This is a genomic window from Caenispirillum salinarum, from assembly GCF_044803115.1.
GTDB lineage: Bacteria > Pseudomonadota > Alphaproteobacteria > Rhodospirillales > Rhodospirillaceae > Caenispirillum > Caenispirillum salinarum_A.
In genome coordinates this window covers 2,123,790-2,137,691 of the sequence record NZ_CP085224.1, presented here as the reverse complement: position 1 = coordinate 2,137,691, position 13,902 = coordinate 2,123,790, and the positions used below count along the sequence as shown (strand labels likewise).

General features: G+C 68.2%; 15 protein-coding genes. 8 read left to right on the top strand and 7 right to left on the bottom strand.

Annotation, left to right across the window (positions count from 1 at the left end; all coding sequences use genetic code 11):
• Positions 1 to 53 precede the first annotated feature (53 nt).
• Positions 54 to 650 (top strand): rhodanese-like domain-containing protein, encoded by a 597-nt coding sequence (locus tag LG334_RS09770; RefSeq protein WP_404385604.1) that lies wholly within the window; start codon positions 54 to 56, stop codon positions 648 to 650.
• 136 nt (positions 651 to 786) lie between these two features.
• Positions 787 to 1,476: an extensin family protein gene (locus LG334_RS09765; protein ID WP_404385602.1), complete on the top strand. Its 690-nt coding sequence runs from the start codon at positions 787 to 789 to the stop codon at positions 1,474 to 1,476.
• A gap of 100 nt (positions 1,477 to 1,576) precedes the next feature.
• Here LG334_RS09765 and LG334_RS09760 read toward each other — a convergent pair whose 3' ends face one another.
• Together LG334_RS09760 and LG334_RS09755 are read right to left on the bottom strand one after the other, a co-directional pair.
• Positions 1,577 to 2,416, bottom strand: coding sequence for a formate/nitrite transporter family protein (locus tag LG334_RS09760; protein ID WP_404385600.1), 840 nt, complete (start codon positions 2,414 to 2,416; stop codon positions 1,577 to 1,579).
• 209 nt (positions 2,417 to 2,625) lie between these two features.
• Positions 2,626 to 3,315: an orotate phosphoribosyltransferase gene (locus tag LG334_RS09755; protein ID WP_404385598.1), complete on the bottom strand. Its 690-nt coding sequence runs from the start codon at positions 3,313 to 3,315 to the stop codon at positions 2,626 to 2,628.
• A gap of 116 nt (positions 3,316 to 3,431) precedes the next feature.
• Here LG334_RS09755 and LG334_RS09750 point away from each other — a divergent pair, with 116 nt between their 5' ends.
• The 3 genes from LG334_RS09750 to leuA all read left to right on the top strand — a co-directional run bounded on the left by LG334_RS09750 (position 3,432) and on the right by leuA (position 7,271).
• Entirely contained in the window at positions 3,432 to 4,208 is a 777-nt protein-coding gene (locus LG334_RS09750; protein ID WP_404385596.1) for an enoyl-CoA hydratase/isomerase family protein, read from the top strand.
• Positions 4,209 to 4,212: 4 nt separating this feature from the next.
• Entirely contained in the window at positions 4,213 to 5,199 is a 987-nt protein-coding gene (locus tag LG334_RS09745; RefSeq protein ID WP_404385595.1) for a mitochondrial fission ELM1 family protein, read from the top strand.
• A 380-nt stretch (positions 5,200 to 5,579) separates the two neighbouring features.
• Entirely contained in the window at positions 5,580 to 7,271 is a 1,692-nt protein-coding gene (leuA, locus tag LG334_RS09740; RefSeq protein ID WP_404385594.1) for a 2-isopropylmalate synthase, read from the top strand.
• 97 nt (positions 7,272 to 7,368) lie between these two features.
• Here leuA and LG334_RS09735 read toward each other — a convergent pair whose 3' ends face one another.
• The 4 genes from LG334_RS09735 to LG334_RS09720 all read right to left on the bottom strand — a co-directional run bounded on the left by LG334_RS09735 (position 7,369) and on the right by LG334_RS09720 (position 10,212).
• Positions 7,369 to 8,367: an LLM class flavin-dependent oxidoreductase gene (locus LG334_RS09735; RefSeq protein ID WP_404385592.1), complete on the bottom strand. Its 999-nt coding sequence runs from the start codon at positions 8,365 to 8,367 to the stop codon at positions 7,369 to 7,371.
• Between the two features lie 159 nt (positions 8,368 to 8,526).
• The gene (locus LG334_RS09730) at positions 8,527 to 8,886 is read right to left on the bottom strand and encodes an arsenate reductase (protein WP_404385590.1); all 360 of its coding nucleotides are present in this window, start codon (positions 8,884 to 8,886) and stop codon (positions 8,527 to 8,529) included.
• Between the two features lie 190 nt (positions 8,887 to 9,076).
• Positions 9,077 to 9,337, bottom strand: a complete 261-nt coding sequence (locus tag LG334_RS09725) for a hypothetical protein (RefSeq protein WP_404385588.1) — start codon at positions 9,335 to 9,337, stop codon at positions 9,077 to 9,079.
• 233 nt (positions 9,338 to 9,570) lie between these two features.
• Complete coding sequence (locus tag LG334_RS09720) at positions 9,571 to 10,212, bottom strand: LysE family translocator (protein ID WP_404385586.1); 642 nt, start codon at positions 10,210 to 10,212, stop codon at positions 9,571 to 9,573.
• 168 nt (positions 10,213 to 10,380) lie between these two features.
• Here LG334_RS09720 and LG334_RS09715 point away from each other — a divergent pair, with 168 nt between their 5' ends.
• The 3 genes from LG334_RS09715 to LG334_RS09705 all read left to right on the top strand — a co-directional run bounded on the left by LG334_RS09715 (position 10,381) and on the right by LG334_RS09705 (position 12,800).
• Complete coding sequence (locus LG334_RS09715; RefSeq protein ID WP_404385584.1) at positions 10,381 to 11,556, top strand: JmjC domain-containing protein; 1,176 nt, start codon at positions 10,381 to 10,383, stop codon at positions 11,554 to 11,556.
• A complete protein-coding gene (locus LG334_RS09710; RefSeq protein WP_404385582.1) occupies positions 11,549 to 12,484 on the top strand; it encodes an SAM-dependent methyltransferase in 936 nt (311 codons plus the stop codon). The genes LG334_RS09715 and LG334_RS09710 overlap by 8 nt, the downstream gene beginning before the upstream one ends.
• Positions 12,485 to 12,602: 118 nt before the next feature.
• Positions 12,603 to 12,800 (top strand): hypothetical protein, encoded by a 198-nt coding sequence (locus tag LG334_RS09705; RefSeq protein WP_404385580.1) that lies wholly within the window; start codon positions 12,603 to 12,605, stop codon positions 12,798 to 12,800.
• Between the two features lie 135 nt (positions 12,801 to 12,935).
• Here LG334_RS09705 and thpD read toward each other — a convergent pair whose 3' ends face one another.
• A complete protein-coding gene (gene thpD / locus LG334_RS09700; protein ID WP_404385578.1) occupies positions 12,936 to 13,835 on the bottom strand; it encodes an ectoine hydroxylase in 900 nt (299 codons plus the stop codon).
• Between the last annotated feature and the right edge of the window lie 67 nt (positions 13,836 to 13,902).

Genomic DNA, 13,902 nt, shown 5'->3' with positions numbered 1-13,902 from the left:
GTGGACTTCTAAATTAGAAAAAACCGATCCACACGATCAGGGAGACGTTCACCATGCGCTTCATCGCCATCGCCATGGCGGGCCTGCTGGCGTTCGCCGCGCCGGCCGCCGCCGAAGACGAAGTCCGCATCACCGGCGACCTGCTGGAATTCCAGGTGGAGGGTCCGGACGGCCCCGTCACCGTCAAGCGCATCCAGGACCAGGAGAACGAAGTCACCGGCTACTACGCCATGACCTCGCGCAAGTGCCCGCCGTTCTGCATCCAGCCCGTGGAGGCCGCGCCGGGCGTCAAGACCATCGGGGAGCTGGAACTGATCGACCTGATGCGCGACCCCGACGCCATCCTCATCGACGCGCGCACGCTCGACTGGCATGTGAAGGAGACCATTCCCGGCTCCGTCAACATCCCCTATACCGAGGTCGCCTCGCGCCTGGACGAACTGGGCTGCGAGAAGGGCGACTCGGGCTGGAACTGCGAGAACGCCAAGGACGTCGCGCTGTACTGCAACGGCCTGTGGTGCGGCCAGTCGCCCATGGCGATCAAGGCCATGGTCCGCGAGGGCTACCCGGCGGACAAGATCAACTACTACCGCGGCGGCATGCAGAACTGGAAGGTTCTGGGCTTCAACACCATCGAAGGCATGATGTAACCATCATCCGTCTCCGAAGCCGATACGGGGGCGCCCCTTGCCGGAGGGGCGCCCCTTTCCTGCACTGCACCGCCAAACGCGCGCCATGATCGCGGCGTAGAAGGACGGTAGCTGGAACAGCCCGTCGGACCCGCCCGTGCGCCATCTCGCCGCCATCCTCAGCCTGATCGGCCTCGCCGTGCTGGTGAACGCGGCCGTGGTGGGCGACCTGCGCCCGCCGCCACACTGGGACCCCTGGGCGCCGCTTGACGTCTCCGCCCCCGCCACGCCCGTCACCGGATGGAAGCTCGCCCGGCTGGAGCGCAGCCCCACCGCCTGTCGGGCGGCGCTGGAATCCTCGCGCCTGGACTGGCAGGCGGTGGACGACCGGCCGTCGGATGTGGGTTGCGGTCTCTCCGATGCGGTGCGCCTGACCGGCGGGTCACCGCGCCTGGGCGAGCCTGCCCTCGCCTCCTGCCCCCTGGCCGTGGCGCTGGCGATGTGGGCACACCACGGCATCACCCCGGCGGCGGCGGAGCACCTGGGCAGCCCGGTGGCGCGGCTGGAGCACTGGGGCACCCATGTCTGCCGCGACATCGCCGGCACCAACCGCCGCAGCGAGCATGCCACCGCCAACGCCATCGACATCGCCGCCTTCGTGCTGGAGGACGGCCGGCGGGTTGTCGTCCACCGGGACTGGTCCGGGGCCGGCCCGGAGGGGCGGTTCCTGCGGGCGGTGCGGGATGCGGCGTGCGAGGCTTTCGACGTGGTCCTCGGCCCCAACTACAACGCCGCCCACGACGACCACCTGCACCTGGACATGGGCCGGTTCAGCGCGTGCCGGTGAGGCGGTGGCAGAGGGTACGGAGGGCGGCGCGACAGGATGGCCGGCGCTGAATATGGCTCCACGCATATCGTCAACCGCCGTTGCACGATCACCCCGGCCGTCAGTCCATCTCCCCCTTCAATTCCTTCTTCACCTGCCCGTAGGCCAGCAGGGAGAACAGGCCCGTGCCGCCGATCACGTTGCCGATGAAGGCCGCCGAGATGAACGACACCACCTTCATGGCGTCCGCCTTGCCGACCGCCCACAGGTGAAACACCTCGGTCGCGCCGGCGATGACGTGGGAAAAGCCGCCCAGCGCGATCATGTAGGTCAGCAGCACGACGATCCAGATCTCGAACCCGCGCGAGTTGGGCAGCAGCCACACCACGGCGGCGATGATAAAGCCGGCCGTCACGCCGCGCCGCACCGTCTCGCCCCATCCGTGCTCCAGGATGGGGGCCGAGACCTTGGTGAAGGCGTCCAGTTGCTCGGGCGATGCCAATCCGCCGAACACGGCGATGAAGACGGCCAAGGCCGTGCCCACCATGTTGGCGGTGAACACCACCAGCCAAAGCCGGGCCGTGGCGCGCAGGGCATTGGGGGTGGTGCGGGCGAAGACGGGCAGGACGGCGGTGATGGTGTTCTCGGTGAACAGTTGCAGCCGGCCGATCACCACGATCACGAAGCCGATGGTGTAGCCCAGGCTGGAGATCGCGTGGTGCCACGGCCCGTGCGGAACGTGCTGGTACAGCAGGCCCTCGCTGACGACCGACATGCTGATGGCGATGCCGGCGGCGACGCCCGACCACCACAGCGACGCCACGGGCCGCCGCAGTTCCGATTCACCGTCGGATCGGATAATCTGGTAGATGGCGGATGCCGTCAGCCGGGCGCGTTCGGCCTTGGACGGCTCGCCGGTCTTGGTTTCCTCGGGCTGATCTCCGATGTCGCCATTCTTCATGGCTGAGGCGGTACTCCTGGCGGCGGGGAAGGATGGGCTCATATACGCGACGATGATTGAAATCATCGACGCATCGTTCAAACGGCACCCAGCCTCACGCGCCATAAGGCGCGGCGGCCGGTCGGCCTTGCCGGGCGACGAGTTTACGACTTCGTGTGTCGCCCGGCATCACTCATGAAACGCCCTACAGCCCTCCCCGCTGCCGTGGATCACTCCTCCTTGCCGCCGTGGGCGCGCGACCAGCCGATGGGGTCGTCGAAAAAGGCCCGCACTTCGTCCAGCGAGGCGATGTCGAAGCGCTTCTGCTCGGCGGCCACTTCCAGCACGTCCCACCAGTTGGCGAGGTAGTGAAGCCGGATGCCCTGTTTGAGCATGTCTTCTTCCGCGCCGGGAATGATGCCGTAGAAGAAGGGCACGAAGGTGTGGGCGCATTCGGCCTCGGCCCGGCGGATGGCGTCGGCGAACACGACCTTCGATCCGCCGTCGGTCGCCAGGTCCTCCACCAGCAGCACCTTGCCGCCCGGCTTCAGCTCACCCTCGATCTGGGCCATGCGGCCGAAGCCCTTGGGCTTCTTGCGCACGTACAGCATGGGCAGCATGAAGGCATCGGCGATCCAGGCCGCATAGGGAATGCCGGCCGTCTCGCCGCCCGCGATGTGGGTCAGGCTTTCCGTGCCGATCTCGCGCTCGATGCACTCGCGCGCCAGTTCCACGACGCGGCGGCGGGCGCGGGGGAAGGCGATGACCTTGCGGCAGTCGATGTAGACGGGGCTCGCGCGGCCGGAGGTGAGGATATAGGGCTCCTCCGGCCGGAAGTTCACGGCCTCGATCTCCAGCAGGATGCGGGCGACGGCCAGTCCGGCCTCTTTCTGGGCTGGCGTGCGGGATGCGGCGTCCATGGCGGCGGCTCTCTTCGGGAAAAAGGCTTTGGAGAGCCCCTGTTTAAGGGTAAACCGGACGGCAGACAACGTTGAAACCGGCCTGCGCCGGCTCGTGAAAAGGGGAACTCGCACCAATGTCCGACGTCATCGCCGTCGAGCGCGACGGCAGCCTCGCCACCGTGATGCTCAACAAGCCCGAGAAGCTGAACGCCATGGACCTGCCCATGTGGACGGGCCTGGCCGACGTGTTCACGGAGCTTGACGCCGACGACGGCGTGCGCTGCATCGTGCTGACGGGCGCGGGCAAGGCCTTCGCGGCGGGCGCGGACATCAGCGAGTTCGAGACCGTCCGCAAGACGCCGGAACAGGCCCGCGATTACGACGTGACGATGCGCAAGGCGCTGACGGCCGTGCGCGAATGCCGCCATCCCGTCGTCGCCCGCATCGAAGGCGCGTGCGTCGGCGGCGGGCTGGAACTCGCCGCCATGGCCGACATCCGCATCTGCAACGAGGGGGCGCGGTTCGGCGTGCCTATCAACCGCATCTCCGTCGTCATGGCCTACCCTGAGATCCAGGGGTTGATGCGGCTTGCGGGGCCGGCGAACGTGCTGGAAATTCTGCTGGAGGGCAAGGTGATCGGCGCCCCCGACGCCCTGCGCATGGGGCTGGTGAACCGCGTTATTGCCGACGACATGATGGACGCCGAGATCAGCGAGACCGTCAAACGCATCACCGCCGGCGCGCCGCGCGTGAATGCCTGGCACAAGCGCTTCGTCCGCCGCCTGCTGGACCCCGCGCCGGTCACCGAGGACGAACTGGCCGAGTGTTACGAGTTCCTGAACACGGCCGACTATGCCGAGGGCATGGCCGCCTTCAAGGGCAAGCGCAAACCCGCCTTCAAGGGGGAGTAAGCGCATGGTGGCGCCGTCCGTCTGGGTGCTCGCCGACGACCGGGCCGGCAACGTGAACCAGGCGCTCGGCGTCGCGGAGGCGCTGGGTCTGCCCTACGAGGTCAAGGACATCCGCTACACCCGCTTCGCCGCCCTGCCCAACATCGTGCGCGGGGCGTCGACGCTGGGGCTGACGGCGGACAGCATCGCCGGCCTGAGGGCCCCCTGGCCGGAAGTCGTCATCGGCGCCGGCCGGCGCGTGGCCCCCGTCGCGCGGTGGATCAAGCGCATGGCCGGCGGGCGGGCCTTCCTGGTGCAGATCATGCGCCCGGCGGGGCTCACGCCCGGCGCGGTGGGCGAGTTCAACCTGATCGCCGTGCCCCGCCACGACAAGGTCGACGACATTCTGCCGACGGTCCTGCGCATCACCGGAGCCCCCCATCGCGTGACGCCCGAGCGCCTGGACCGCGAGTCCGAGCACTGGCGCGACCGGTTCGACGGCTACCCCCGTCCCTTCATCGGTGCGCTGGTGGGCGGCGCGACCAAGAACCGCCCCTTCACCGCCGACATGGCCCGCGACCTGGCGGGCAAGCTGCGCGGGTTGCAGACGGAAACCGGCGGCACGCTGCTCATCACCACCAGCCGCCGCACGCCGGCCCCGGTGGTCGAAGTGCTGGAGCGCGAGCTGCCGCCGCCGACCTGGCTGTACAAGGTCGGCAGCGCCGGGGAAAATCCGTACTTCGGGCTTCTGTCGCTCTCCGACGCGCTGGTGGTCACGGGGGATTCCGTGTCCATGTGCTCGGAGGCCTGCGGGACGCAGGGGCCGGTGTTCATCTGGGCGCCACCGAACTTCGCCGCACCCAAGCACGAACGCCTGCACCAGGAGCTGTACCGCCTGGGCTACGCCAAGCCGCTGACCGGCGGTTTCGTGGACTGGACGCACCCGCCGCTCAATGCCGCGCGAGACATCGCCCTGGCCGTGCGGGAGAACCTGGGGCTGGCGCCGGAGTGAAGCCCGCACGCGAAAGCGGGACATTTCCACCCTTGACGCAGCCCCGCCAACTCCTTACCCATAAGTCCATGGCACAGATTCGCGACCTCGCCCTACTGCTTCTTACCAACTGACCGACGCCGCGCGGCGTCGGGTCGGAACCCGAAGCAGTATCCAGGGCCAGGAACCGCCGCAGCCATGATCCCCCACAGTCCGAACACATCCCCCGCCGTATCGCCTCGCGCCTTCAGCCTCGCGCGGGCGTTGTCGTTGCTGCGACTGCGCGGCGGTCGTCGGCCCTGAGCGCTTCGCGGCGCGCCGACGACCGGAACCCGCCGCGCTCCCCCGGCATGCCCCAGGGCAGCCTTCCGCAGTCGCAGATTGAGACGAAGAGACGCACGATGAAGGTCGATCCCACCGTAAAGTACCGCCCGTTCGAGCCGGTCAAGCTGACCGACCGCACCTGGCCGGACGCCACCATCACCCAGCCGCCCATCTGGTGCGCGGTGGACCTGCGCGACGGCAACCAGGCGCTCATCGAGCCCATGGGCACCGATCGCAAGCTGAAGATGTTCAACCTGCTGGTCGAGATGGGCTTCAAGGAGATCGAGGTGGGCTTCCCCGCCGCCTCGCAGACCGATTTCGACTTCCTGCGCCTGCTCATCGACGAGGGCCGCATCCCCGCCGACGTCACCATCCAGGTGCTGACCCAGGCGCGCGAGGACCTGATTTCGCGCACCTTCGAGGCCATCCAGGGCGCGCCGCGCGCCATCGTGCACCTCTACAACTCGACGTCCGAGCTGCAACGCCGCGTCGTCTTCCGCATGGACCGCGAGGGCATCATCGGCCTGGCCGTGAAGGGCGCGCAGACCGTCAAGCGCTACGCCGACGAGGCCCGCGCCCGCGGGCAGGAGATCGTCCACCAGTACTCGCCGGAAAGCTTCACCGGCACGGAACTGGATTTCGCCGTCGACATCTGCAAGGCCGTCATGGACGTGTGGGAGCCGACGCCGGAGAAACGGGTCATCCTCAACCTGCCGGCCACGGTGGAGATGTCCTCCCCCAACGTGCACGCCGACCAGGTGGAATGGTTCTGCCGCGCGCTGCCCAACCGCGATTGCGCCATTATCTCCGTCCACCCGCACAACGACCGCGGCTGCGCGGTCGCGGCGGCGGAACTGGCCGTCATGGCCGGCGCCCAGCGCGTGGAAGGCACGCTGTTCGGCAACGGGGAGCGCACGGGCAACGTCGACCTGGTCACGCTCGGCATGAACCTGTTCACCCAGGGCGTTGATCCGGGTATCGATTTCAGCGACATGAAGCGCATCGTGGCGATGGCGGAAGAGTGCAACCGCATCCCCGTCCACGTCCGCCACCCCTGGGCCGGCGAACTGGTGTTCACCGCCTTCTCGGGCAGCCACCAGGACGCCATCAACAAGGGCCTGAAGGCGATGCGCGAGACCAACCAGCCGATGTGGGAGGTCCCCTACCTGCCCATCGACCCCGCCGACATCGGCCGGTCCTACGAAGCCGTGATCCGCGTCAACAGCCAGTCGGGCAAGGGCGGCGTCGCACACATCCTGGAGCGCGACTTCGACCTGAAGATTCCCCGCGGCATGCAGGTGGAATTCGCCAAGGTCGTCCAGCAACTGGCCGACAAGACCGGCGAGGAACAGACCAGCGACCTCATCTGGCGCGCCTTCGAACAGACCTACCTGTACGAGGGCTCCGGCCGCTTCAGCTTCATCGACCACCGCACCGTGCCCGTCGGCGAAGGCGTGGACGCCAACCGCGCCATCACCGCCCGCCTGATGGACGGCAACGTGGCGAAAACGGTGGAAGGCCACGGCTCCGGCCCCATCGACGCCCTGGTCGACGCCCTGCGCACGAACCTGGACGTGGACGTGGTGGTGCAGGACTACACCGAACACGCACTCGGCTCCGGCTCCGACGCCCAGGCCGCCGCCTACGTGTGCGTGTCCAACCACGACGGCCGCACGGTCTGGGGCGCGGGCCTCGACCGCAACATCGTCGCGGCCTCGCTGAAGGCCGTGCTGGGGGCGGTGAACCGGCTGGAGCAGGGCGAGGGTTGAGTTTCGGCGGGGTTTTTCGGCTGGCGCCGAAGCGGGGCTGCCGCCCCGCCCCCCCGCTCGGAGAGGCCCGGCCCCTCCGAGCCTCTCGGACATGCTCTCAGGCTAGGCCTGCCTTCTCGAAGCTCTCGGCGGTAATCTGAAACGACCGCAGCCGGGCTTCGTGGTCGAAGATCTGAGCTGTCACCATGATCTCATCCGCGCCGGTGGTGGCCACGAAATCGGCCAGGCCTGCCTGTACCGTCTCCGGGGCCCCGACCACCGAGCAGCGCAGGGCGTGATCAACCATCGCCAGTTCTGTCGGCGTGCAGACGTCGTGAATGTCCTCCACCGGCGGCGGCAGCTTGCCTGGATGGCCCCGGCGCAGCGCGACGAACTGCTGCTGGAGAGAGGTGAAAAGGTGCCGCGCCTCCTCATCCGTCTCCGCCGCAAAGACGTTCAGGCCCAGCATGATGTATGGCCGGTCCAATTGGGCCGATGGCCGGAAGTCGCGCCTGTAGACAGCCATGGCCTGTTCCATCGCGTCAGGCGCGAAGTGTGAGGCGAAGGCGAATGGCAGCCCCAGGCGCCCGGCCAACTGCGCGCTGAACAGGCTCGACCCCAGCAACCAGATCGGCACGTTGAGCCCGGCGCCAGGAACCGCGCGAACGGCCTGCCCCTCACGCGGCTCAGCGAAAAACGCCTGAAGCTCAAGGACATCCTGCGGAAAGCGGTCCCCACTGTTGCCCATGTCGCGCCGCAGGGCCATCGCCGTCCGCTGGTCGGTCCCCGGCGCCCGTCCGAGACCAAGATCAATGCGGCCCGGATACAGCGATTCCAGTGTCCCGAACTGTTCCGCAACAACGAGCGGCGCGTGATTCGGCAGCATCACACCGCCGGACCCGACCCTGATGGTGCGCGTCCCACCGGCGACATGGCCGATCAGCACGGCCGTTGCGGCACTGCCGATGCCCGGCATGTTGTGGTGCTCGGCGAGCCAGTACCGGCGGTATCCGAGGTCTTCGGCCAGCCGGGCCAGATCAAGCGTGTTGCGGAATGCAGCGGCCGCGTCGCTGCCGTGGGCGACGGGCACGAGATCAAGTACGGAGAGCGCTGTCACGTCAGGGACCTTTGATGCTGAGGAGGAGCGAGGGTCTCTTTTGTCAGCACCGAATGTGGGTCTGCATCGCCTGATCGTCCACTACGCCGCGAGGTCCGGAGGGCGCGACGCCCTCCGGGCGGGGTGCGGGGCAGCCGCCCCACGCGGCCGCAAGGCCGCTCAGGCGTCCGCCGCCTGCTCCCGCAGCGCGTCCTGTTGTTCCTGCTTGAAGCCCAGCAGCACCCGGTCACCCAGGTCGAACAGGGGGCGCTTGACCAGGGACGGGTGCTCCAGGATCAGGGCCTTGGCGCCCGCGTCATCCAACCCCTCGCGCTGGTCTTCGGAGAGGCTGCGCCAGGTGGTGCCGCGCTTGTTGATCAGCGTCTCCCAGCCCACGAGGTCCAGCCAGCGCGTCACCTCGGCTTCGGGGACGCCGTCCTTGCGCAGGTCGTGGAAGCGGTGGGGGATGCTTTCTTCCATCATCCACTTCAGCGCCTTGCGGCAGGTGTCGCAGGTTTTCAGGCCGTAGACGGTGATCATCGGGGCGTCCTCCCTTCCCTCGCCCTGTGCGGCGGGCGGTCGTGTTGATGGGTCCGGACATGGAAAGACCGGCCGCGGCGGGTGCCGGGCCGGTCGGCCGGACAGGTGAAAGGAAGGTCGCCCGAGCGGGTGCGGCTGTCAATCGTCGTGATCGGCAGCCGGCACAACCATCGGCCGAAAGGAGGAGGCCTCAGGCCATCTCGTTGACGCTGCGGCCGCGGTCCGGGTCCGCTTCCACGGGCACCATGCGACGGGCGCGCTCGGCTTCCTGGGCGGACTGTTCCTGCGCGGCCTGGGCGGCGGTAATGGCCACGGGATCTTCCGTCGCCTCGCCCTGCGGGGTGAGCGCCTGCTGGGTTTGCGGCTGCTGCGTCATGGCTGCGGCGGCGGCAGCCACGGCTGCGCCGGCGATGGCATCCTGCGAGGGATAGGGTACCGGTTGAACGTACATATCGCCCTCCCGCGGCGGGATCGAGTCCGATGGTTAATATACCACTTACGATCCGCGCGCCAAAGCGGTTTCGGGTGAATTCATGACACCCCGGCGATTGCCGTCGCCGGGGCTGCATTCATGCACCACGCAGGCTCGCGCGCCACAAGGCGCGGCGGCCAGTGTCCGCTTCGCGTTCGTCAAGACTGCGACCTTGCCGGACGACAACGTTCCTTATCGTGTGTCGTCCGGGTTCACATCCGCCGTGCGACCGCCAGCAGGGCGCCGGCGCCGATGAGCATGCCGCCGGACAGGCGATTGACCAGCCGCCCGAAGCCCGCGCGCTTGAGCAGCGGCACCAGCCGCCCGCCGCCGGTGGCGTAGGTCATGATCCACAGGAACTCGCAGACGGCAAAGGTCACCGCCAGGATCGCCACCTGCCCGGTCAGCGGCTGGGCGGTTTCCAGGAACTGCGGGAACAGGGCGACGAAGAAGACGATGGCCTTGGGATTGGAGAAGCACACCAGGAACGCCTGCGCCCCCAGCTTCCAGGCCGCCATGGGCTTCGGCGGAACACCGTCGGCGGCCTCGGCCTCGGAGGTGTCGACCATGCCCGGCGCGCGCCAGGTCTTCACGCCCAGGAACAGCAGGTAGGCCACACCGCACCACTTCACCACCGAGAACGCCGTCTCCGACGCCGCCAGCAGGGCTCCCAGGCCGGTGACGCTGACAACCATCAGGATCATCAGCGCGGCGATGGTGCCGATGCCCGTCGCCACGGCCTTGCGGGGCCCGAAGCGGATGCCGTGGCTGAGCGCCAGCAGCATGTTGGGGCCGGGCGTGGCCGACAGGAAGAAGACGGTGGTGACGAACAGGACCCAGGTCTGCCAATCCATGGCGGGAAGCTTTCAGAAACAGCGGTTGCGCCAATCAAACGGCCCGCACCATATCCCGCCTGGGGCGGCCGCGACAGGGCCATTCCGCCGCGCTCTCGACAACCGGGCGCGGCGGTGGCAAGGTGCGCCTCCGCATTCCCCCAAAGACTTTACCGGAGAGCCTCGCCGATGCCGGCCGATGCCGCGGATTCCTTTTTCGGCGTGATGTCCGTCGACCGCTTCCTGTCGGAGTACTGGCAGAAAAAGCCGCTGTTCATCAAGGGCGCCCTGCCCGGCTTCGAAAGCCCCATCACGCCCGACGAACTGGCTGGCCTGTCGGTGGAGCCCGACGTGGAAAGCCGCGTGGTGCTGGAAACCGGCCCGGAGCAGTGGGAGCTGCGCCACGGCCCCTTCGAGGACGACACCTTCCACGCCCTCCCGCGCGAGCGCTGGACGCTTCTTGTGCAGGGCGTGGACACCTGGGTGCCCGAGGTGGCGGCGCTGGTTGACCGCTTCCGCTTCATTCCGAACTGGCGCATCGACGACGTGATGATCAGTTACGCCGCCGACAAGGGCGGCGTCGGGCCGCATTACGACACCTACGATGTCTTCCTGCTCCAGGGCCTTGGCCGGCGGCGGTGGGAGATCGGGGAGATGTGCGACGGCGCAACGCCCCGCCTCGACCACCCGAGCCTTCGCATCCTCAAGGAGTTCGAGGCACAGGGCGGCTGGGACTGCGAGCCCGGCGACCTGCTCTACCTGCCGCCGCGCCTTGCCCACCTGGGCGTGGCCCTGGGCAACGACTGCATGACGTATTCCATCGGCTTCCGCGCGCCGGGCGTGGCGGACATGATCCGCAGCTTCGCCGCCACGGTGGCCGACCGCGTGCCCGACGAGGACCGCTACGAGGACCCCGACCTCGTCCGCCAGGCCAACCCCGGCGAGATCACGCCGGAAACGGTGGAGCGCATCCGCCGCCTCATCATGGAGCGCCTGGACGACAGCGACAGCCTGGCGGCCTGGTTCGGCAAGCACGTCACCGAGCCCAAGTACGACCATGTGCCCGAACCGCCGGAGGAGCCGGTGGGCGTGAACGAGGTGCGCGAGGCGCTCAACGACCCCGATGCCGTTCTGCTGCGCGGCGAGGGCAGCCGGTTTGCCTATCAGGAGCGGCGCGGCGGCGGGCTGCGGCTGTTCGTCGACGGCGAGGGCTATCTGTGCGCCGGGGCGGCGGCGGATCTGGCCAAGGCCCTGTGCGCCACGACCGAACTGCCGGCCACCGAGGCCCGTCCGCTGGTGACCGACGCCCACGCGCTGGCGCTGCTGGCCGAACTGGTGGACCGGGGGTCGCTGTACCTTGGCTGAACCCGTCGTCACCCCCTACCCCTTCACCGGCTACCTGGCGCCGGAGGGGTTCCTGGACCCGCTGCTGGAGGAACTGGGCGCGGCCGTGGACCATGTTCACGGTCGCCTGGTCTTCTGCTCCGGCCCGCCGCGCGCCGCCGCCTGGGCGCAGAACGTGTGGCGCGACCCCGTGATGATCCGCTTCGAGAGCAACGGAGAGGCCGCGCGGGCGCTGAAGTCCATCCAGCGCAACTGGTGGCCCTACACCGTGGAGCACCACCGCCGCGCCGCGCTGATTACGGAAAAGCTGCCGCACGTTTCCGCCAAGCCGCTGGTGTTTCCGTCCCCCGCGCCGACCGCCCCCCTGGGCTCGTGGACGCTGCTGGACCGCAACACCATGATCGCGGCGGCGGACTGCTCCTCGCCCTTCCCCAACGGCGAGGTCACCTTCGTGGAGGACCGCGAAGGGCCGCCCAGCCGCGCCTACCTGAAGCTGTGGGAGGCATTCACCCTGCTCGGCCGGATGCCGGGGCCGGGTGAGCGCTGCGTCGACCTGGGCGCCTGTCCCGGCGGCTGGACCTGGGTGCTTCAGGGTCTGGGAGCGGATGTGCTGGCCGTGGACAAGGCCCCGCTGGCGCCCGAGGTGGCCCGCCTGCCCAGGGTCTCCGAACGGCGCGAGAGCGCTTTCGGCCTGGAGCCCAGGGACATAGGCCCGGTGGACTGGCTGTTCTCCGACGTGATCTGCTATCCGGAACGGCTTCTGCGCCTGGCGAGGCGCTGGCGGGAGTCGGACCTGGCCCGGAACTTCATCTTCACCATCAAGTTCCAGGGCGAGACAGACCACGATACCGCAAAAGCCTTCGCGGAAATCCCAGGAAGCAGTCTTATACACCTCTCGTGCAACAAACACGAATTGACCTGGATCAATCTGGCCAAATATCGCCCATAAGGTGCAATTTTCCGTTGCGTCCCCCTCCCCCTTCCGGTCAACTGAGCCGAACGGGGAGTGAACGCCGTGGCCGGAGCAGCGCACCGGCGCGCGGCGGTCAAGGTTTGGGGAAAGCAATATGATCAGTCATGCCGACGCACGCGCCATCATCGACATGGAAACGCGGGAGCCGGAGCGCGCGGAACAGGCCCGCGCCCTGCAACTTTGCATCACTCATCTCTGCCGGGACGCGGCCGAACTGGGCCTGGAAGAGACGTACCGCATCCTCATGTCCGCGGTCGCCACGGTTGACGCCGAACTGAAGACCACCGGCTGAGGGCCACCGGCCGTAGGGCCGACCACGGCGCCGCCGCCTGATCCGCCCCTCTGCTTCGGGACCGTTCGACGAAAAAAATGGCCGCGCCCCATGTCGGGACGCGGCCTTGGCCGGATGCCGGAAAAAAGCGTCAGCCTACCACTGGGACACCGGCGTGAAGTCGCGGCTGCCCAGCATGTGCGGGCGCAGTTCCTTCGGCCCGAAGGCGTGGCGCGGCGCGTTGCGCACGCTGTTGAACACGAAGAAGGCGTTGGAACGCGGGTACGGCGTGATGTTGCCGTTGGAGCCGTGCATGGTGTTGCACTCGAAGAACACCACCGAGCCCGCCGGGCCGGTCGGCTGCACGATGCCGCAGCGCTCCTCCAGCCAGGCCATGCTGCGGTTCGACGGGACGCCGAACTCCTGCTTGCGCAGCGACTGGCGGTAGTGGTCCTCCGGCGTGCCGCCCGAGCAGTGGACGAACCACTTGTGGCTGCCGGGCATGAACATGACGGGGCCGTTGACGTCGTTGTTCTCGGTCAGCCAGATGGCGCAGGAGACCATGCGCATGCGCGGCACGCCGTCCTCCACATGCCAGGTCTCGAAGTCCGAGTGCCAGTAGAATTCCTTGCCCTTGAAGCCGGGCTTGTAGTTGATGCGGCTCTGGTGCACGTAGACGTCGTCGCCCAGAAGCTGCTGCGCCCGGCCTGCGATGCGCGGGCTGGAGGCCAGGGCGCGGAACACCTTGCTGCTTTCGTGGACGGCAAAGATGGAGCGGACGATGTCGCTGCCGGGCTCGCGGATCACCTCGTCGGCGTCGCTGTGGCGCCCCTCCTCGCACATACGGTCCAGCTCGGCCTTGAAGGCCCGCAGGTCTTCCTCGCCGAAGAAGCCCGGATAGAACAGGAAGCCGTCGCGCTCGTAGCTGTCCAGTTCATCCCGGGAGAGCGGGCCGTCTTCCGCCTTGCCATAAACCACCGGGTCCTTCCGCTCCGAGATGGCGTCTTCGGTGGAATAGCGCGACGGGTAGAAGTCCTGCTCCTGGATCGCGTTCATGGTCTAAGCTCCTCTTATGCTTGTGTTTATCCGATGAGCCCTTTCCTCAGGGGCGAGGCCGCCCACG